The sequence below is a fragment of the Aquirufa aurantiipilula genome (assembly GCF_019923745.1).
GTDB classification, from domain to species: Bacteria; Bacteroidota; Bacteroidia; order Cytophagales; family Spirosomataceae; genus Aquirufa; species Aquirufa aurantiipilula.
In genome coordinates this window covers 152,372-172,532 of record NZ_JAANOG010000007.1, presented here as the reverse complement: position 1 = coordinate 172,532, position 20,161 = coordinate 152,372, and the positions used below count along the sequence as shown (strand labels likewise).

The following is a 20,161-nucleotide window of genomic DNA, read 5'->3' as shown; positions in this document are numbered from 1 at the left end:
AAAAAGGTCCGGAAACGGACCTTCTTTTTTATGTCAAATATCAGTTTAGAAAATGATGATTATCGAAATCATCTATATAATCAAAGCAAAGATGGTAAACGTCTTTGGATTTACCCAGGAAGAATCATTGGTCGTTTATATCGCCTAAGAACCTATTTTTCTTACCTGTTAATGATATTATTGTTCGGCCTTCCATGGATAGAAAGAAAAGGAGAGCCCGTTTTCTTATTCAATGTCATTGAGCGTAAATTCATCTTTTTTGGCGTTCCGTTCTTTCCCCAAGATTTTCATCTAGTAGCATTAGGCTTGGTGGCCTCCTTAATTTTCATCAGCTTGTTTACCGTTCTTTTTGGTCGAGTTTGGTGTGGATGGGCTTGTCCACAAACTATCTTCATGGAAATGCTTTTTAGAAAGATTGAATATTGGATTGAAGGGGACGACAAAGCCCAAAAAAGATTAGATGCGGCCCCTTGGGACAGTCAAAAAATAGTCAAGCGTGTAAGTAAGCATTCTTTGTTTATCCTTTTGTCATTTGCCATTTCAAATACCTTTTTGATGTACATCATGGGTAAAAAGGAATGGATCAAATTAGTAACTGAACCTCCTGTGGATCACTTAACTGGTTTATTTGCCATTCTCTTGTTCACTGGTACCTTTTATTTTGTATTTGCTAGATTCAGAGAATTGGTCTGCATTGTGGTTTGCCCTTATGGTCGCTTGCAAGGTGTATTACTAGATAATAATTCCATCCTAGTATCTTATGACCATAAACGCGGTGAGCCTAGAGGTAAAATACAAAAGGGAGTAGACCAAAGTCAGCAAGGAGATTGTATCGACTGCCACTGGTGTGTACGTGTTTGTCCTACAGGTATTGATATTCGAAATGGCAGTAATCAATTAGAATGCATAGGATGTACGTCGTGTATTGATGCCTGTGACGAGGTCATGGAAAAAATCAATAAGCCTAAAAATCTCATTCGATATGATTCTGTCAACGGAATCAATGAACAAAAGAAATTGAAGTTCAACTTAAGAATTGGGGCTTATAGTGGAGTTTTATTATTATTGATAGGGGCTATTGCTTTTCTATTATTAACGAGAAGTCCCTGGGAAACCACGCTTTTAAGAACTCCCGGAATGACTTTTCAATTGGATGAAAAAAATAAAGAGGTTAGTAATCTGTACTCCATAGAAATTTTGAACAAATCGCTGGATTTACAAAATTTACAATTCCAAATTGAAGCACCCATGCGGATTCAATGGGTAGGAACTCCTCCTCAGGGTATTGAGCCAGGTAAAATGGTCAAATCTGAATTTTTCATTAAAGCTCCCATTGGAGCATGGAAAAGTAAGGATAAAATAGAAATTCATATCCAAAATAAAGAGGGTGAAATAGAAACAATCAAAACTAGATTTATACAGCCTGATGAGTAATACAGAAAAAAAATCATTGAATTGGGGACATGCCATAATTGGAGTATTTATACTTTTTGGTGCATTCATGGCCTATTTTTATGTCAATATGACACACGAAACCATTGAATTAGTGGGTGACCATTATTATGAGGATGGACAAAAATTTCAAAAGAAAATAGACCAAAGAAAGGAAACAGCTTTATTATCTGAAAAAGTAGAACTTCAATTTAATCCTTCAAATAAGGAAATCAAATTACGTATTCCCAAAGGTTCACATGATGTGAAAGTGAATTTCTTTCGTCCTTCTTCAGCGGCTCAAGACAAATCCTTCTCACTGAAAAGTCCTAGCGATAGCACTTGGACTATTGCTGGCGAATTCTTGACAAAAGGTCCCTGGAAAATTAATATTGAATGGATGATAAATGAAAAGACCTATTTGGAAGATCAACGAATTTTAGTTCCTTAATGCAGACTTGGTATCTCAGCTTTTTAGTAGGATTAGCCGGCAGTTGGCACTGTATAGCCATGTGTGGCCCTATTATGCTACATATAAGGCAAAAGAACCAACAAGCTAATCTGAGTACTATTCTCTATCAAGTTGGACGTATTTTTACTTATTCCATCTTAGGTCTATGCGTGGCGAGTTTAGGGTCCATTTGGATTTTCCCAACCTGGTGGCATTTTTATTACCTTGTGGCAGGTTTGATTTTACTCTTCCTATCCATAGGTAAACTAAAAGATAGCTCATTTGATTTCCTTTATCGCTGGATTGGAAAACCTTTGCAACAATCGGGGAGAGGCATGGGACTCTTAGGCCATTTCTTATTGGGAATGGGTAATGGATTACTTCCATGTGGATTGGTGATTGGAGGACTTAGTTTGGCTTTGATTCAACCAAATCCTTTGCTTGGAGCATGGACCATGTTTATTTTCGGTTTAAGTACCTTACCAGCCATTACAACAGCCATGTTAGGATTTAATTGGTTGGAAAAAAAACAAGGCTATTTGATGTCCTACGTCAGATATATAAGCTGGGGAGTCGCCTTTTTGCTTTTATTTCGTGGAGCTTGGGGAATCGGGATGAGTCATTCGAATTATTTAAAAAACTCTCCACTCAGCCCCATCATTTGTCATCCATTTAGCCCTAATAGCGCAAATTAGCCAATTTATTGACATCCAAAAGAGTCATTTCACTTCCTCTAATTTCTAATAAACCTTCCTTTTTAAAATCACTCAATGTTCTAATAACAGTTTCTGTAGCTGTTCCAACACGTGATGCTAAATCTTCGCGAGAAAGTCGGATTACAACTGGGGCACTCATTTCATTTCCATAAGTTTTCGCTAATTCGACCAAAGCCATAGAAACGCGTAAACGCAAAGATTGATAAGCCATGGAAACCAATATTTTCTCATTTTTCATGAGGTAGCTAGTTAGTGCTTTTCTGAAGTATATCTCTAAATGGATATTTTGCTTGAGTAAATCTTTAAACTCATTGGAAGAAATACTCAAAATAACAGACTCTTCTAAGGCTTCGGCTGTTTCTCGGTAAATTTGATTTTCCAAGATATCCACATAGCCAAAAAATTCTCCTTCCTTGATGAAAGATGTAATAAAGTATTTGCCTTCGCGGTTGGTATGGTAGGTTTTAATCTTACCTTTTTCTAAGAAAAATAAGCGAGAAGGGCTATCTCCTTCCGAATAAATACTTTGTTTTTTCTGCAAATGATGAGTTCTTTTTTCTCCTTCAAAATGGATAAAATCAAGAAAATCAAGTGCTTTTTGAGCCAAAGATACTTCAGATTGAAGTTCAGCATCAACATGTCCTTCAGTTCGTTGAAGGGATTTCTTTTTTAATCGAGTTTCAATAGAGCGCAATAATTCAACCTCTTGAAAAGGCTTCGTCAAAAAATCATCTGCACCCATTTCCATTCCTTTTCGCATATCTGAACGGTCAGTTTTAGCCGTTAAGAAAATAAAAGGAACTTGAGACAATTGCTCATGTTTAGAGAATACTTGCAAGACACCAAAACCATCCAAATGCGGCATCATAATATCACAAATCACTAAATCAGGGAGGTTTTGCTGAGCCATTCGTACTCCTTCAATTCCATCTGCAGCTGTTTCTACTACATAGCCCGACAATTCCAGCAATTCAGCCGTATTTTCACGGATATCATCACTATCTTCTATAAGCAATATTTTATTCATCATGGTTTAATCTCGGTATTTCTATGGTAAGTTTAGTTCCTTGGTTCAATGCAGATTCTAAAGTCAAATTACCTTGAATCAATTCCAAATATCGGTCTATCAAATGTAATCCTAGACCTGTTCCTGGTATAACGGTAGCATTACTGCCTCGGAAAAATCGTTCAAATAAATGCTTTTTATCATCATCACTTATTCCAATTCCCTTATCACTAATCGTAATTTTTAAGTTATTGTTTTCTTCCCTCACGATTAAATCAACATTCTCATTTGAAAATTTCAAGGCATTGGAAAGGGCATTCAACAAAATTTTTCTCAATACAGATTCATCACTAACCCAAGTTTCAGAAGCATTAAAATCCAATATGATTTTTTGATTGGTTTTCTTATATGGAATTAAATCCGACTTTATTTCTAAAAATAAAGCTTCTAATTCAATGGTCGAGGCATGTATCTCCACGTGGCCCGACTCCAGTTTACCCACCGATAAAAATTCTTCTAAAATCATGGTTAAATGATTCACAGAAGCCTTTATCCGCCGAATGTGTTGTTCTCTTTTTTCTTGTTCCTCTGCTTTTTGATACTTCTCCAACAAAGTTGCTGAACTCAAAATAGAGGTGAGGGGAGTCCTGAACTCATGGGAAGCCATGGATACAAATCGAGTCTTTAAATCACCTAATTCTTTCTCCTTTTGAAGTGCATTCTCCAATTCTTGTGTATTGGCCTCTAATTTTTCTAATGTATTTTGTAATGCTTGCGTTCTTGCTTTTACTTCTTCCTCTAAGGTTTCATTCAATTGATTAATCTCCTGATTTTTCAAAATCAGCTCCATTTCCACTTTGCGTTTCAGCGTGACATCACTGATGAAAGCAATGTAAAACATTTGATCATTTTCTTTAAAATGACTCAAGCTTATCTCCACAGGAAATAAAGATTCATCCTTTCTCTTGGCCTTTAAATCTAGACCAACACCCATGGGGCGATCTTGGGGATGTTCGGCGTACTTACTTTGATGACCGTGATGCCTAGAACGTAAATGGTTGGGAATTAAAATGTCAATATTCTTACCTTTCAATTCCCCTGGATCATAGCCAAATAGACGATCAGCAAAGTGATTCGTCATGATAACATTACTAGAAGAATCCGTTACCAAGATACCAATGGCAGCCTCATTGAAGATGGCTTCATATTGAAATCTGGAAACTAAAGGTAGCGACATGGTCATTTATTGATTCAACTAATTTACAAAAATTGCCTTATAAACAATGAATTTAGGGATGATAAGCGGATTTCTGATGCTTTAAAACATCTTCTCGATAAAAATGAACCTCTTTGAATTTCCCTTCCGCATAGTTCTGTGCTTGGTCAAAAAAATGAGCTGAACGAATATCCCCACTTTGTCCTCCCGCTAGTAGTGATTTAGCTTTAATTTTAGGCCCAAATTCCACAGCACAAATGAAACTATTCCCATTCACTCCATACCATTTCTTGGTATTTGAAAAAGGCTTGCTGTTATATGAAGGCAACATACCCCAAGTAGAAGAAGCAAAAGGAACAGGATAACTTGCTTGCGTGTCATCAAATGAAAAATCAACCTGATTTGTAATCCTTTGTAGTCGATTGATATCTCCCCAAGCCACTTGCCAAGTTCCCCAATTTTTAGTTAAATCTTGCAAAACGATATCCAATACTTGACACATTTCTTCACCCTTTCCTGTCGTGATATAGGCCTCCATGCTTTGTATTAAATCAATTTCTCCACCAAACATCTGTTTTTTAGGTATTTTCAATAGCATTTTTTGACCCCATTGTATAGCTAAAGTTTGAGCAACTGAATTTAATCGAGCCTGAAAATCCCATTTTTTTAAGGTATCAATCGCCATTCCAAAAGTTGAGTTTGGTCCCAAATTTCTTTTTTCTCCTGCCTTAACCAAAGCAGGAATTAAGATTTCAAAGGCGGTTAACTTTCTATCATATCCCAAGCGAATCAAGTCATCCAAATCCAATTTATCGGATGTGGAAAATAGGCGAAATGCATTTTTATCACGGAAATTTTCCGCATCTGGCGCCATATAGACTGGAAATTGTGATTTTTTGGGACTAGACTCCCCAGAGACAGTAAATGGGGTTGAATTACAATTTTGTATCCAAGCACTTGCAGGATCAATGGATTGTACAATGTCTTTTAAAGGATGTAAACCTTGCCAATCCAAGGATGATTTTGTTCCATCTTGAATCAATGACCAATCAATTTCTGGCTGACGTTTGGGAACAAAATTCCCATGCCAATACGCTATTCGACCGTTTTTACCTGCATAAACGGTATTGTTCGACGTATTAGCACGCATGTTCATGACCGATTGAAATTCTTCAAAACTTTTCGTCTTGGTTCTCGCCCAACTTTGAATCAAACTCTTGATAGATCGATTATATGATTTAACTGAAATCCATTTACCATTTCGTTCGGCCATAATCGGTCCACGGTGGTTGGAATATAAGTGGATGATTTGCGGAGTCTGACCTTTAACTTTCAGCGTCAAATTTTGTTCCTGCATGGGTAGCCATTTACCATCCAATAGATATTCTTTACCCTTTAATCCATCACGAATATTTTCTGCATAATTATCGGCCACATCCACTTGGCTAGATGTATGCATCCACCCACCATATTGGTTAAAACCCTGATAAACAAATATTTGCCCCCAAGTAACCGCACCATATACATTCAAACCTTCCTCGCTATTTACATGCACCTCTGGTCTAAAATAAAATGTCACATGGGGGTTGATGTAAAAGAGAGAGTTTCCTGACTTTGATTTTGCAGGGCCGACAGCAAATCCATTGGAACCAGTTAAATCAGCCTCAGGATCTAGGGGATTCTTTTTAAGATAACTTAATTTATTACCAGATAAGCCATAAAACTTAGCTACATCTGCTTGATTGATGCTACCGGTAGAAATTGCACCAATACTTCCATCAGTCCATAAAAGGGGATACCAGGGTTCAAAATGTGTTATTAAGGCTGGTTTTACTTCAGGATGTTTGTACAAAAAGTAATTAATAGCATTGGCATAGGCATCCAATAATTTCTTTAACCAAAGTGGACTAGTTTTATATTCTTGCTTAGCTTCTTCTTGACTGATTATCAAACGGATGTATAAATCATTGGCTAATTCACTCGGACCGAATACCTCCGCTTTTCGCCCAAGTTTTTCGATATAATTCATTTCTACCCGCATAAAATCATCTTCGCATTGGGCATATAATAAACCAAATACCGCATCAGCATCCGATTTACCATAAATATGTGGTACCCCATATTCATCTCGAATGATGTTTACTCGGTTGGACTGGGCTTTCCACGCTTTAATTTGACTTGGGTTAATTCCAAAAGAAGGAATCAGGCTGATTAAAATGAAACAAAGAGAGGGTAGAATAAAACGAGTTTTCATGATGTTGATGTAGATTTAAACAAAAATACATTTTTTTCAATAGTAGGCTTAAAAATTCTAAATGGATAGTCATTTTACCATTTTGATTCAATTATTTTAAGATAGCTCGGTATAAATAATATGGTATTGTCTTTTTATGTTTGTAGTTCTGATTGAAAAATTCGCTTTTGAAAAACCATTTTTACGATGAAATATAAATTTCTATATGCTCTTGGGCTTGTTTCCGCCATTTCTTATTCTTGTAGTAATTCCTTAGAAAAAGACACTTATCGGGTGATTTTGGAAGACCAAGATAATTTGGCAGAGAAAGCCAAATTAGCGAAAGAGAAATTACCCATTAAAATAGCTCCAGGATTACAGATTACACGATTTGCTTCAGACTCATTAGCTCCGGATCCAGTGGCAATGGACATGGACGATAAAGGTGCTATTTACATCACTCGTACCAACCGAGGTAAGTATTCAGAATTTGATATTCGTGGTCACCGTGATTGGATGACAGAATCTATTGGTTTTCAATCCGTCGCTGATAGAAAGGCCTTTTTACATAAAACTTTTGCTCCTGAAAATTCAGCTAAAAACGATTGGTTACCTGATTTAAATCAAGATGGGGTTCATGATGTGAATGACTTAAAGGTTGAAAAAGAGGAAATCTGGAAAATAGAAGATAAAAACGGAGATGGTTTAGCGGATCAAGCTACTCGTGTATACAATGGTTTCCACGAAGAATTCACGGACGTTGCTGGAGGTATTTTGGTACGTAAAAAAGATGCATTTATTGCAGTAGGACCTGATTTATGGCGCTTGAAAAATACCAAGAAAAATGGCCTATTAACTGAGCCTGTTTCCATTTCTACTGGATATGGTGTTCATATAGGTTTTGGAGGTCATGGGATGTCAGGGGTTATTGAAGGACCTGATGGCAAAATTTATTGGCAAATTGGAGACATTGGGGCCAATATTACTGCGGTGGATGGAAAGCAATATAAATATCCCAATTCAGGTGTTATTGTACGCTCTAATCCAGATGGAAGTAATTTCGAGGTATTTGCTTCAGGATTAAGAAATACCCACGAGTTTGTTTTTGACCACTATGGAAATTTAATCAGCTCTGATAATGATGGGGACCATCCAGGAGAAAGTGAGCGTTTAGTACATATTGTAGAGGGCTCTGATGCAGGTTGGAGATCCAATTGGCAATATGGAAAATATACCGATCCGGGAAATAACTTGTATAAAGTTTGGATGGACGAAAAATTGTATGTGCCTCGTTGGAAAGGGCAAGCAGCTTATATCATTCCTCCAATTCGAAACTACCACAATGGCCCAACTGGTATGTTATTTAACCCTGGGACAGCTTTAGGCAAGAAATGGACCAATAAGTTCTTTTTAGTTGAGTTTGTGGGTAATCCCAATGCCTCACATATTTGGTCTTTCGACTTAAAACCGAAGGGAGCCACATTTGATTTTAAATCCGAGGAAGATGTAGTCAGTGGAATTTTACCAACGGGTATGCGTTTTGGCCCAGACGGTGCCTTATATGCTGCCGATTGGGTAAATGGCTGGGACGTTAAACATTATGGCCGAGTTTGGAAGATTGATGTAGATGCCAAAAACAACGATTTAGAACAAGAAAGAGCCGAAACCAAGCGTTTAATCCAATTGGATTATGAGAAACAAAATGCCAACGCTTTGTACGACTTACTTTTTTATAATGATTTGCGTGTTCGTATGAAAGCGCAGTTTGAGTTAGCCAAGAGAGGGAATGCATCGGTTGCTTTATTCCAAAAGGCCATACAACAAAAAGAGAATCAATTAGCGCGCATTCATGGAATATGGGGAATGGGGCAGTTGGGAGCCATTGATCAAAAAGTGGGAGCAATGCTTGGGGAACAATTGCAAGATCAAGATGAAGAGATTATAGCCCAATCAGCTAAGGTATTGGGAGATATTTTCAATAAAGAGCATGAGACCCGTTTGATTCAATTGATTGATTCCAAAAATCCACGTATTAGTTTCTTCGCTTGTCAGGCATTGGGTAGAATAAAATCAGAAAATGCTATTCCAGCACTCTTGAAACTCATTGAAAAAAATAACGATGAAGATCATTATATCCGTCATGCGGCAGTTTTAGCCCTAGCTAGAATTGGAAAAGAAGAGCCTTTGGTGGCTTTAGCAAGTTCTTCAAATACTGCTTTGAAAACAGCCGCTGTACTTGTATTACGCCGTTTATCTAGTCCACAAGTAGCATTGTTCCTACAAGATTCTGATGAATATATTGCTACTGAAGCGGCAAGAGCTATCAATGATGATGAATCCATTCCTGCAGCCTTACCAGCATTAGCAGCAGCTTTAAACAATAAAGCTTGGAAAGGAGAGCCTTTGTTACGTCGAGCGATTAATGCTTCTTTACGAGTAGGAACAAGTAGAGAAATTGATACCTTAATTCAATTCAGTGAGCGAAATGATATTTCTGATGTCATTCGTGCAGAAGCAATTGCTACTCTAGGTTCTTGGGCTAATCCATCGGTATTAGACCGTGTAGATGGTCGACATAGAGGTGTTTTACAAAGAAATCCAGCCGATGTGGTAGGTCGTATTTATCCTAAAATTGCTTCTTTTTTAAGAAGTACAAATCCGGAAGTATTAATTGCCACAGCCAAATTATTGTCAGAATTAAAAATTACTGATTTTAAGAGTGAGCAAACTCAAATTTTCTTGAATCATGCCAATGCAAAAGTGAGAGCCGCACATTTGAGTTCATTAGTAGCATTAAAAGACTCGCATTTATCATTAATCATTCAAAAAGGAATGAATGATGCCGACAGAAGCGTTCGAGGTGCATCCTTTGGATTTTTAGATAAGGTTGATTTATCAAAAACTCAATTACCGAATGTAGTGAATCCAATCATGGAAAAAGGTAGTGTGATCGAGCAGCAACAATTGTTACAAAGTATTGGTAAAATGCCAGTAGATAAGACTGACGATGTTTTAGCTGATTTAATCCAACGAATGATTGCCAATAAATTATCCAATGATATCCGTTTGGATTTAGTTGAGGCAGTAGAAGCCACTAATTCTCAGAAGCTAATTGCCAAATTAGATGCCTTAAAAACAAAGGGGACATTGACAGATGAATTTAAGGATGCTTTGTTTGGTGGAAGTATTCAATCGGGCAATGCTATTTTCTATCGAAATCAAACGGTTCAATGCGTTCGTTGTCATAATGCCGGAGGAGAAGGAGGCATTGTTGGTCCATCGCTAAAAGGAATTGGTCGTCGTTTAAGTCGAGAGCAAATTTTACAAGCATTAATTGAACCAAGTGCTAGAATTGCACCTGGATATGGCACCATCAATTTGAAATTAACGGATGGTCAAGAAGTGAGTGGAACGGTTATTTCTGAAACGGAAAGCATGATTCAATTAAAAACATCTGAAGCTGAACCTTTGAAAATTGCAATATCTCGAATCAAGTCAAGAGAAAATTTTCCATCCAGCATGCCACCGATGGGAAGCATGATGTCGAAGAGAGAAATTAGAGATGTTGTAGAATTTTTATCATCTTTAAGAAATTAAATATACATTTGTGCCGTTATAGGTTTATATGAAATTCAATCGTCACTTCTTATTGTTTATCAGTATCTTCTTTTTCTTGGTTACGGCCTCGATGAAGCAGATTATTGGTCTAACTCAAGAAAGTACAATTGAGAATAATCTTAAGGTTAAAAAAACAGAGCAAAAAGAGCTTAGTTTTTTTAACCTTTTATTTGAAGAAGACCGTGATAATACGGAAGAAGATGATGAAGCGGAAAGCGTTCATTTTGATTTTTCCAGTTTTGATTTACAAAGTCATTTTTCATTCAACAATCCCTATTCAGGGGCTTTAAGATCTGTAGCTATTCCATCTATGATGGCCAATAGCTATTCTTCAACACCATTTTTCATACTTTTCAGGAATATTAGGCTGTAGGATAAATCTCTTAGATTATCCTTTATTCAATTCGCCTAATTGGATTCTATCCAAATTTTACCACTGCTCATTGATTTTTCTTAGAAAATGGCCCATGTTTTGGCTTAACAAGAGGAATGAATGCGCTCACATGAAAAATAACATGAAAAATGTAACGCCTCAAATCCCAAAAGATGGAATAGCTGGATTGAAAGAAAATTTCAGTGCCGATGCTGTTTCAGGTTTTATTGTATTTTTATTAGCCTTACCTCTAAGCTTAGGTATTGCTAAAGCTTCCGAATTCCCACCATTGATGGGATTATTAACTGCCATTATAGGTGGTATTATTGTCAGTCTGTTTTCAGGATCAAGATTAACCATTAAAGGGCCTGCTGCCGGACTTATTGTCATCATAGTAGGTGCTGTTGCTGATTTTGGTGGGGGAGAACAAGGATGGCATTATGCCCTGGGAGCTATTGTCGTGGCGGGTATTGTGCAGATTCTGTTTGGTGTTTTCAAACTGGGAAAACTCGTTGATTTTTTCCCTTTATCTGCCGTGCATGGAATGTTAGCCGCCATTGGTTTAATCATCATATTCAAGCAAATACCCGTTTTATTGAACGTAAACCCAGTATTAGCTAAAGGTAAAAGTCCATTTGAATTGGCGGCATCTATCCCTCAATTTGTCATGAATTTAGATCGTAATGGGGCCATAGTAGGTATCCTAAGTTTTATCATCATGATGACTTGGCAAAAAATTCCTGTCCAATTTTTACGTAAAATTCCAGCTGCCCTAATTGTACTTTGCATCGCAATCCCGGCAGAAATTTTTCTAGATTTCAAGCATACAGAACCTGCCTCTGCCTTGGTGAAAATTGGTAGCTTAATTGACAATATTCATGTAAACGTTGACTTTGCGGGATTTGCCAATAAAATGGTATTTATCAAATATGTTGTCATGTTTGCATTGGTTGGTTCATTGGAATCTTTATTGACAGTTAAAGCCATTGACATGCAAGATCCTTTCAAACGTAAATCCAATCCCAATAAAGATTTAATTGCAGTCGGAATTGGAAATACTTTTGCAGGTATTTTGGGTGGTTTACCCATGATTTCAGAAGTAGCTCGTAGTTCAGCCAATGTGAATAACGGAGCCAAAACACGCTGGGCCAACTTCTTTCATGGATTCTTCATTTTGGTATTTGTGGTATTTGCAGCCCCAGTCATTGAGCTAATACCGAATGCGGCATTAGCTGCTATGCTAGTATCAGTCGGTATTAAATTGGCCCATCCAAAGGAATTTATCCATATTTTCAAAATTGGTAAAGGCCAGTTGGCCATCTTTTTAGTGACTATATTCTTCACTTTATATGAAGATTTATTGATTGGTATAGCGGCAGGTATGTTGGTAAAAATCCTCATTCATTTACTTAATGGAGCACCAATCTCAAGTTTCTTTAAGGCCAATGTAGCCGTTTCCTTTAATGATGATCAGTATTTAGTGGAGGTAAATAAAGCGGCAGTATTTACCAATTACATGGGCTTAAAGGCTAAATTAGATGCTATTCCACAAGGGATGCATGTCACTATGGATTTTAGTAATACCCATTTGGTTGATCATTCTGTCATGGAAAATCTACATCACTTTGAGGCTGATTATATAGCCGAAGGAGGTACATTTACCATCATAGGCTTCGACGAGCATATTTTACTTTCTGAACACAAATTGGCTGCTAGAAAAAAGAAACAGATCGTTTCTTAATTTCAATTGAGACTTATATCTCATTCCGCCTACATTTTTCATACATTCCAATGGGAATAAACTTCTCATTGGAATATTAAATTAAGGAAGATGACTACAACACATAAGGGATTTCATGTAGAACATGTTCTGCATGAACTGAAACATTATTTGCCAGCACAGGCTCCATTAATGGATTTTGTGCACCATAACACCTTGCATGCATTCCAACATTTACCATTTCATGAGGCTTTAAGAAAGGCGCAAACCACATTGGGATACCAAGTTTATTTGAGTATCGATCAGTTTCGCGAGCTTTATCATAGTAAACGTATCAATGACGACATTTTAAATAATGTTATTGAAAAGAAAAAAGGAGCAAAAAAAACAACTCAGTGGAAATACAAATTATTGCACCAAGACCTAGATGACCTACCAAATCCAAGAATTGGGGCTTTGCGTGGTCAGTGGAAAAAGGTCTACAATATCGACTTAGATTCGATGGTACATCCTAATTTATTTCGCTTAATTTCTAGCTATTTAGATCAAGGGATTTCTATCTGGCATTTTCCAATTGAGAATAAAAGCTTTTTAGAAGCTATCAAGGAACTTGAAAAAAAGAGTTGGGTAAGTTTGTTTAAGGGTAAAAGAGCCAAAAACATGCTGCTGGATGATCATACTACGCTGGAGGATGTATTAAGCATCCTGGTAGGCTCACATCCACATTTGTACGAACAATACTTATTTGATCAGCAATTTGCACATCAGGGATGGTCAGGAATGGTTTCAACGGTAGAGGATTTACCCCAAACTTTATTAGATCGGAGACAAATCAGCCTACATGATTTAATCATGCTAGAATGCCTATTGGAAATAGATACCATTGATTATCTTTTATCCGATGGCTGGATTGGCATAGGCAATACACTCGAAAATCCCCTTCCTTCTTTATTGGACCCAATTGAACATTCTGAGGTAATGGAAATTCTCTCCATTTTTCAGGAAGCATTTGAATGGACCTATTACGACCAAGTTTTAGCGGGTATTCAACAAGAATCTAAAGTGTCCAAGACAAAAGGTCCAAAAAGCTTTCAAGGATTATTTTGTATTGACGATCGGGAGTGTTCTTTTAGAAGGTATTTGGAATCCATTGATCCTCAATGTGATACTTATGGTACGCCCGGATTTTTTAGTGTCGAATTCTTTTATCAACCCATTGGTGGCAAATTTTATTCCAAGCTTTGTCCTGCGCCAGTAACACCCAAATACCTGATTAAAGAGATAGGAGATGAGAAAAAAAGGGAAAAAGACCTGCATTTCTCCAAGCATAGCCACAATTTTTATACCGGCTGGATTATTTCTCAAACTCTAGGATTTTGGTCAGCGCTCAAATTATTTGCTAATATTTTTAAACCAAGCATGAGTCCTGCTACGGCTTCATCCTTGCGCCATATGGATAAGTTTTCCACTCTACAAGTGGATTACGATGCTTTGTTTCAGCAAGAAAATGGCTTACAAATTGGTTTTAAAATCGATGAGATGGCCAATCGGGTAGAAGGTATGTTAAAAAGCATAGGATTGGTCAAGGATTTTGCACCGATTGTTTATGCGGTAGGTCATGGTGCCAGTTCAGTAAATAACCCACATTATGCTGCTTACGATTGTGGAGCTTGTTCGGGTAGAGCAGGATCTGTTAATGCCCGTGTGGTGAGCCAAATGGCGAATAAACCAGAGGTTCGTGCCATTTTAAGAGAAAGGGGCATAGATATTCCGCATGAAACTATTTTTGTGGGTGCATTGCATGATACGACCCGTGATGAGGTCGTATTTTACGATGATGAAATCAAAGATGATTTTTACGTAAAATTACATGCGCAGCATGTTAAGGTATTTGAAAAGGCATTGGATTTAAATGCCAAAGAACGTTCCAGACGATTTGAATCTATCAATACCGAATTGAGTCCAAAGGAAATTCACGAAAAAATCCGTTTGCGTTCTGTTTCTCTTTTTGAGCCTCGACCAGAGTTAAACCATGCCACCAATGCCTTGTGTCTAGTGGGAAGAAGGGAACTTTCTAAAGGTATTTTCTTGGATAGAAGATCGTTTTTAAACTCATTTGATTATCGAGTGGATCCCGAAGGAAACTACCTTTTGAATATACTTAAAGCAGCTGCTCCGGTATGTGGAGGGATCAATTTGGAGTATTATTTCTCTCGAGTAGATAGTGAAAAACTAGGTGCTGGGACCAAATTACCACATAATGTCATGGGACTATTTGGTGTTGCCAATGGAATCGACGGGGATTTACGACCTGGTTTACCTTCACAAATGACAGAAGTTCATGATCCTATTCGATTATTGCTCATTGTGGAACATTTCCCAGATGTCGTGTTAAAAACCATTCAAAAATCAGCAGAAACGTATGAATGGTTCATCAACGATTGGGTAATATTGGCCTCAGTTCATCCAGAAACCAAAGAAATTCAAGTATTTGAAAAAGGGGAATTCCATCCTTACCATCCAATCAATAAGCAATTAGAACACATTCGTGAAATTGAAAGCTTATTGGAGAGTAATCAAGAGAATTTTCCTGTGTATTTAATCCAACAAGACTAATTAGCATGCAAAATTACCTTCCCATATTTATTTTAATTCCTCTGGCAGGTTTTTTGATAAGCTTAGTCTTACCCAAAAACGATGAGGGGAAAATATCATTTACAGCCTTTGGTACTCTTGGGGTACAATTACTTGTAGCGATATTGTTTGTTGCCAATTGGTTAGGCCTTGGTGCTCCAGATTGGCAAATGACAGGTTGGATTCTGTTCAAAAATAGTGATTATGTATTCCAACTTGATTTTCTATTTGATTACATAACGAGTGTATATCTTTTAGTAGGAGCTATTTTAACATTTTTGGTAACCTTATATTCCCGCTATTATTTACACCGAGAACCCGGATATAAACGCTTTTTCAATACCACACTTTTCTTCTACATGGGATATAGCATTACCATTTTAGCAGGAAATATGGAAACCTTGTTCATCGGTTGGGAAATGTTAGGAATATCATCTTTTCTCTTAATTTCTTTTTACCGAGAGCGGTATTTACCCGTTAAAAATGCGGTAAAAGTATTTTCCATTTATCGAATTGGGGATGTTGGTATCATTTTAGCGATGTGGGCCAGTCATCATTTATGGCACCAAAACATTACTTTTTCTCAATTAAACAATGCAGAATTAGTACATGAACACCTGCAAACACATAGTTTCATCGGTGTATTTATATCCCTAATGATCTTGGTATCGGCAAGTGCTAAATCGGCCCAATTACCCTTTTCATCTTGGCTTCCAAGAGCCATGGAGGGACCGACACCTTCAAGTGCCATTTTCTATGGGTCTTTATCGGTACATATCGGAGTATTTTTGATGTTACGGACATTTCCATTTTGGGAGCACCAAATCTCCATCCGCATCCTGATAGCAGCCATGGGATTGATTACGGCCGTAATCGCAACTGGTATAGCACGAGTTCAATCGTCGGTTAAAAGTCAAATTGCCTATTCGTCAATTGCCCAAATCGGTTTAATTTTCATTGAAATATCCTTAGGCTTTGAAAAACTAGCCTTGTTTCATTTTGCAGGAAATGCTTTTTTAAGAACATACCAATTGCTCGTTTCACCATCGGTAGTTAGCTATTTAATTCGCGAACAGTTTTATCATTTTGAACCAAAAGACAAGACGGTAGAAGATTCATTTCCGGATAAAATTCAAAATACCTTGTATTTACTTTGTCTGAAAGAATGGAACTTAGACTCCATCATGTATCAATACCTTTGGAATCCCATGAAGTGGGCAGGAAACAAACTTAATTTCTTGACTGTCAAAAGGTTAATTGGCATATTCGTTCCCATATTGATTGGAATTTTTGTGATTAAAGAAGGTAATTACTTCAGTAATGAATGGACTCTTTATATGCCCGTGATTTTGGGAACGATAGGATTAATTTTTGTGTTGAAATCGTTCACTCAAAGAAGAAGCCTCCGATTAAGTTGGATTTTGGTCATAATCAATCATATTACTATAGCTTTGGCCATTTCATTCAATGAAAGTTATGATAGCAAGGAAACTTGGATTTACCTGAGCGGAATTCTTGTGGCTGGTCTGATAGGATATGCTTGTATTATGCGATTATTTCGCTTAGAAGGTAAAATATTGCTAAATCGTTTCCATGGTTTATCGGAAGAACACCCCAAAATAGCTTTGGTATTTTTATTGGCATGTTTAGGCTTAACAGGATTTCCTATTACTCCCACATTTATAGGCGAGGACGTTATTTTTTCTCATATTCATGAGGATCAATTTGCTTTAGCTGCTGTGGTTTCTTTAAGTTTTATCCTGGATGGTTTATCCATTATGCGCATTTATGCCCGAATTTTTATGGGTCCAAATTCCAAAACACATACGGAATTCTCCAATCGATATTTTTAACAAAACCCAAGATAATCCTTGATTGCTAGCGAACCCTCAAAAGGGTTCGCTTTTTTTATTGAAAAATAGTAAGATAGAATTGAACAATTTCAAAATATGAATATCTTTAAGCTTGCAATCTAATACCTAGTTTATGAATGAAGTAAAAGCGAATCCAAAGTCGAATTGGATGCTTTTCATGCTGTTAATTCCTTGGTGCATATATGGGCAATCCATAGAGAATTGGGTTTCTTTTCCTAAGAACAAGCAGATGTTTCAAAAAATGCCCAATTTAAGCTGGAGCATAGACAAAAATGACATTCATCAAAATCCCATCCTGCTCAATCCCTCTAATTTAGATCAAACGATAGATGGTTTCGGTTATACTTTAACAGGAGGCAGTGCGCATTTAATTCAAGCATTAGCATCACAGGAGAAACAAGCTCTTTTACAAGAATTGTTTGGTAATAAACCGAATCAAATAGGTATTTCTGTATTGAGACTAAGCATAGGAGCATCAGATATGGATGAAGAAGTGTTTTCTTATGATGATATAGCTCTACAAAAAGAAGATCTAAAACTTCAACATTTTAGCCTACAAAAAGAGAAAAAAGCATTAATTCCTCTATTAAAAGAGATTTTGAGAATTAATCCCAACATTAAAATATTTGCTACTCCTTGGAGTCCTCCAACCTGGATGAAAGACAACCAAGAAAGCAAAGGAGGGAAATTATTATCCAAGTATTACGAGGTGTATGCTCGATATTTTGTCAAATACATTCAAGAAATGAAGCATGAAGGCATTGTTATCCATGCCATTACTCCCCAAAATGAGCCACTTCATCCAGGAAATAATCCCAGCTTGTTGATGACAGCTGAAGATCAATTGATATTTATTCGAGATTATTTAGGTCCGCAATTTCAAAAAGACCGAATTTTTACCAAAATTATATGTTATGATCATAACTGCGATAAACCTGATTATCCCATCACTATTTTAAATGACCCAGAAGCTAGAAAGTACGTCGACGGATCTGCTTTCCATTTATACAATGGGGATATTAAAGCATTAGCACAAGTAAGGACAAAACATCCTGATAAAAACCTCTATTTCACAGAACAATGGACAGGAGTGAAGGGAGATTTTTATGGAGATTTTATGTGGCATATAAAAAATGTGGTCATTGGCTCTTTAAATCAAGGTGCTAAAACGGCTTTGGAATGGAATTTAGCAAATGATAGAAACCTAGGCCCACATAGCCCTGGAGGATGTACCGAATGTTTGGGCGCAATAACTATTGACAAAGGAATCCAAAGAAATGTGGCATATTATATCATAGCCCAAGCTTCAACATTCATTCCTGCAGGATCCAAACGAATAATATTAAAATCATCAAGTAATTTACCTCTAGTGGCTTTTGTTAGACCCGATAAAAAAATCTGTTTATTGATTCAAAATGAAGGCCCAAACAATCAAAAAATTCCCTTTCAATATCTAAACAAAACACTTGAACTGGACATACCAGGATCATCTGTTTCAACTTTTTTATTCAAGCTATGAAAACATTCAACATTAATCGAAGACATTTTTTAAAAGGTGCCACTGCCAGTTTAGCCCTGTCTCAATTTGGTGCATACGGCCTTGATTTAATTCATCCCGACAAGCCTTTACGGGTGGCTCTCATTGGAACAGGTTGGTATGGAAAAAGTGATTTATTCCGACTCATTCAAGTAGTGCCTGTAGAGGTAATAGCCCTTTGTGATGTCGATAAAAACCAATTAAACCAGGCAGGCAAATTGGTTAGCGAGCGACAAAAATCAGGTAAAGTACCCCGTCTTTATGGTGATTACCGACAGTTATTGAAGGAAAATGAATTAGACATTGTGTTAATTGGAAGTCCTGACCATTGGCATCCTTTACAAATGATTGATGCGGTAAAAGCCGGAGCTAATGTCTACGTACAAAAGCCCATTTCGGTGGATGTATTAGAAGGAGAAGCCATGGTAGCTGCTGCTCGAAAATATGGTAAAGTAGTTCAAGTAGGTACTCAAAGAAAAAGTACACCTCATTTAATTCATGCCAAGAAAGAGATCATCGATAAAGGGCTTTTAGGAAAAGTCGCTCATGTAGAAATGTACTGTTATTACCACATGAGAAATAATGGAAACCCTCCAGTACAGGCTGTACCAGACTATTTTGATTATGAAATGTGGACTGGCCCAGCCCCAATGCGACCTTATGACGGAAGTCCACATATCCGCTGGTGGAGAACTTTCAAGGAATATGGCAATGGTATCATGGGAGATATGTGCATTCACATGTTCGATACCGCTCGTTGGATGTTGGATTTAGGCTGGCCAAAACGTATCAGTTCTCAAGGAGGAATTTATGTTCAAAAAGAAGGAAAATCTAATATTTCAGACACCCAATCTGCTGTTTTTGAATACGATGGCTTAAACTGTGTTTGGCAGCACCGTACTTGGGGTACACCGAATGACCCAGAATATCCTTGGGGATTAACCATTTATGGTGAAAAAGGTACCTTACGTGCTAGCACCATGAAATATGATTTTACTCCGACAGATTCCAAACAAAAAAGTTTGCACATGGATGTTGTTTATGAAAAAGAAAAATATCCAGAAGATTTAACTGAGGAACGCATAGAATTAAATGCTGCTCCAGCTACTCGCTTGCACATGTTGGATTTCTTAGCAGCTATAGATAAAAAGTCTAAGCCTATTGCTGATATTGGAGAGGGGCATATTTCTACGGCAAGTTGTCTCCTAGCCAATGTTTCCATGGAATTAGGTGGAAGACCCTTGATCTATGACCCAAGCTCAAAAATCATTGTCAATGATCCACAGGCTACGGCTTTATTAGCTAGACCGTATCGTGGACCATGGAATAGAAACATGTTGAAATCATAATCT

13 protein-coding genes are annotated in these 20,161 nt (G+C 37.2%); 10 read left to right on the top strand and 3 right to left on the bottom strand.

Annotation, left to right across the window (positions count from 1 at the left end; genetic code table 11):
- Nucleotides 1-30: 30 nt before the first annotated feature.
- Genes ccoG through G9H60_RS09625 form a run of 3 tightly spaced genes read left to right on the top strand, consistent with a single transcriptional unit; the run spans nucleotide 31 to nucleotide 2,577 of the window.
- Nucleotides 31-1,434 carry a cytochrome c oxidase accessory protein CcoG gene (gene ccoG, locus G9H60_RS09635; RefSeq protein ID WP_223143842.1) on the top strand — a complete coding sequence of 468 codons (1,404 nt, stop codon included), beginning with the start codon at nucleotides 31-33 and terminating at the stop codon, nucleotides 1,432-1,434.
- The gene (locus G9H60_RS09630; protein ID WP_223143841.1) at nucleotides 1,427-1,882 is read left to right on the top strand and encodes a FixH family protein; all 456 of its coding nucleotides are present in this window, start codon (nucleotides 1,427-1,429) and stop codon (nucleotides 1,880-1,882) included. The genes ccoG and G9H60_RS09630 overlap by 8 nt, the downstream gene beginning before the upstream one ends.
- On the top strand, nucleotides 1,882-2,577 hold the full coding sequence (locus G9H60_RS09625; RefSeq protein ID WP_223143840.1) for a sulfite exporter TauE/SafE family protein: 696 nt from the start codon (nucleotides 1,882-1,884) through the stop codon (nucleotides 2,575-2,577). Before G9H60_RS09630 ends, G9H60_RS09625 begins: the two co-directional genes overlap by 1 nt.
- Here G9H60_RS09625 and G9H60_RS09620 read toward each other — a convergent pair.
- From G9H60_RS09620 to G9H60_RS09610, 3 genes are read right to left on the bottom strand one after another with little or no spacing between them, the layout of a single operon-like run.
- Nucleotides 2,561-3,628 carry a response regulator gene (locus tag G9H60_RS09620; RefSeq protein WP_262900005.1) on the bottom strand — a complete coding sequence of 356 codons (1,068 nt, stop codon included), beginning with the start codon at nucleotides 3,626-3,628 and terminating at the stop codon, nucleotides 2,561-2,563. The genes G9H60_RS09625 and G9H60_RS09620 overlap by 17 nt on opposite strands.
- Entirely contained in the window at nucleotides 3,618-4,841 is a 1,224-nt protein-coding gene (locus tag G9H60_RS09615) for a PAS domain-containing sensor histidine kinase (RefSeq protein ID WP_223143839.1), read from the bottom strand. Before G9H60_RS09615 ends, G9H60_RS09620 begins: the two co-directional genes overlap by 11 nt.
- A gap of 52 nt (nucleotides 4,842-4,893) precedes the next feature.
- Nucleotides 4,894-7,074, bottom strand: a complete 2,181-nt coding sequence (locus G9H60_RS09610) for a penicillin acylase family protein (protein WP_223143838.1) — start codon at nucleotides 7,072-7,074, stop codon at nucleotides 4,894-4,896.
- Between the two features lie 186 nt (nucleotides 7,075-7,260).
- On the opposite strand from G9H60_RS09610, the gene G9H60_RS09605 reads away from it, so the two are divergent.
- The 7 genes from G9H60_RS09605 to G9H60_RS09575 all read left to right on the top strand — a co-directional run bounded on the left by G9H60_RS09605 (nucleotide 7,261) and on the right by G9H60_RS09575 (nucleotide 20,158).
- Nucleotides 7,261-10,650, top strand: a complete 3,390-nt coding sequence (locus G9H60_RS09605; protein ID WP_223143837.1) for a HEAT repeat domain-containing protein — start codon at nucleotides 7,261-7,263, stop codon at nucleotides 10,648-10,650.
- A gap of 91 nt (nucleotides 10,651-10,741) precedes the next feature.
- Complete coding sequence (locus G9H60_RS09600) at nucleotides 10,742-11,044, top strand: hypothetical protein (protein WP_223143836.1); 303 nt, start codon at nucleotides 10,742-10,744, stop codon at nucleotides 11,042-11,044.
- 142 nt (nucleotides 11,045-11,186) lie between these two features.
- Nucleotides 11,187-12,785, top strand: coding sequence for a SulP family inorganic anion transporter (locus G9H60_RS09595; protein ID WP_223143835.1), 1,599 nt, complete (start codon nucleotides 11,187-11,189; stop codon nucleotides 12,783-12,785).
- A 90-nt stretch (nucleotides 12,786-12,875) separates the two neighbouring features.
- On the top strand, nucleotides 12,876-15,380 hold the full coding sequence (locus G9H60_RS09590) for a YbcC family protein (RefSeq protein WP_223143834.1): 2,505 nt from the start codon (nucleotides 12,876-12,878) through the stop codon (nucleotides 15,378-15,380).
- A 5-nt stretch (nucleotides 15,381-15,385) separates the two neighbouring features.
- Nucleotides 15,386-17,251, top strand: a complete 1,866-nt coding sequence (locus G9H60_RS09585) for a proton-conducting transporter transmembrane domain-containing protein (RefSeq protein WP_223143833.1) — start codon at nucleotides 15,386-15,388, stop codon at nucleotides 17,249-17,251.
- A gap of 133 nt (nucleotides 17,252-17,384) precedes the next feature.
- The gene (locus tag G9H60_RS09580; protein WP_223143832.1) at nucleotides 17,385-18,791 is read left to right on the top strand and encodes a glycoside hydrolase family 30 protein; all 1,407 of its coding nucleotides are present in this window, start codon (nucleotides 17,385-17,387) and stop codon (nucleotides 18,789-18,791) included.
- Entirely contained in the window at nucleotides 18,788-20,158 is a 1,371-nt protein-coding gene (locus tag G9H60_RS09575; protein WP_223143831.1) for a Gfo/Idh/MocA family protein, read from the top strand. Before G9H60_RS09580 ends, G9H60_RS09575 begins: the two co-directional genes overlap by 4 nt.
- Nucleotides 20,159-20,161 lie beyond the last annotated feature (3 nt).

Bases quoted from the DNA above. Each gene is read 5' to 3' on its own strand.
- G9H60_RS09610 (WP_223143838.1), bottom strand. From the start codon at position 7,074: ATGAAAACTCGTTTTATTCTACCCTCTCTTTGTTTCATTTTAATCAGC.
- G9H60_RS09615 (WP_223143839.1), bottom strand. From the start codon at position 4,841: ATGTCGCTACCTTTAGTTTCCAGATTTCAATATGAAGCCATCTTCAAT.
- G9H60_RS09625 (WP_223143840.1), top strand. From the start codon at position 1,882: ATGCAGACTTGGTATCTCAGCTTTTTAGTAGGATTAGCCGGCAGTTGG.
- G9H60_RS09605 (WP_223143837.1), top strand. From the start codon at position 7,261: ATGAAATATAAATTTCTATATGCTCTTGGGCTTGTTTCCGCCATTTCT.
- G9H60_RS09600 (WP_223143836.1), top strand. From the start codon at position 10,742: ATGAAGCAGATTATTGGTCTAACTCAAGAAAGTACAATTGAGAATAAT.
- G9H60_RS09630 (WP_223143841.1), top strand. From the start codon at position 1,427: ATGAGTAATACAGAAAAAAAATCATTGAATTGGGGACATGCCATAATT.
- ccoG (WP_223143842.1), top strand. From the start codon at position 31: ATGTCAAATATCAGTTTAGAAAATGATGATTATCGAAATCATCTATAT.
- G9H60_RS09590 (WP_223143834.1), top strand. From the start codon at position 12,876: ATGACTACAACACATAAGGGATTTCATGTAGAACATGTTCTGCATGAA.
- G9H60_RS09575 (WP_223143831.1), top strand. From the start codon at position 18,788: ATGAAAACATTCAACATTAATCGAAGACATTTTTTAAAAGGTGCCACT.
- G9H60_RS09620 (WP_262900005.1), bottom strand. From the start codon at position 3,628: ATGATGAATAAAATATTGCTTATAGAAGATAGTGATGATATCCGTGAA.
- G9H60_RS09585 (WP_223143833.1), top strand. From the start codon at position 15,386: ATGCAAAATTACCTTCCCATATTTATTTTAATTCCTCTGGCAGGTTTT.
- G9H60_RS09595 (WP_223143835.1), top strand. From the start codon at position 11,187: ATGAAAAATGTAACGCCTCAAATCCCAAAAGATGGAATAGCTGGATTG.
- G9H60_RS09580 (WP_223143832.1), top strand. From the start codon at position 17,385: ATGAATGAAGTAAAAGCGAATCCAAAGTCGAATTGGATGCTTTTCATG.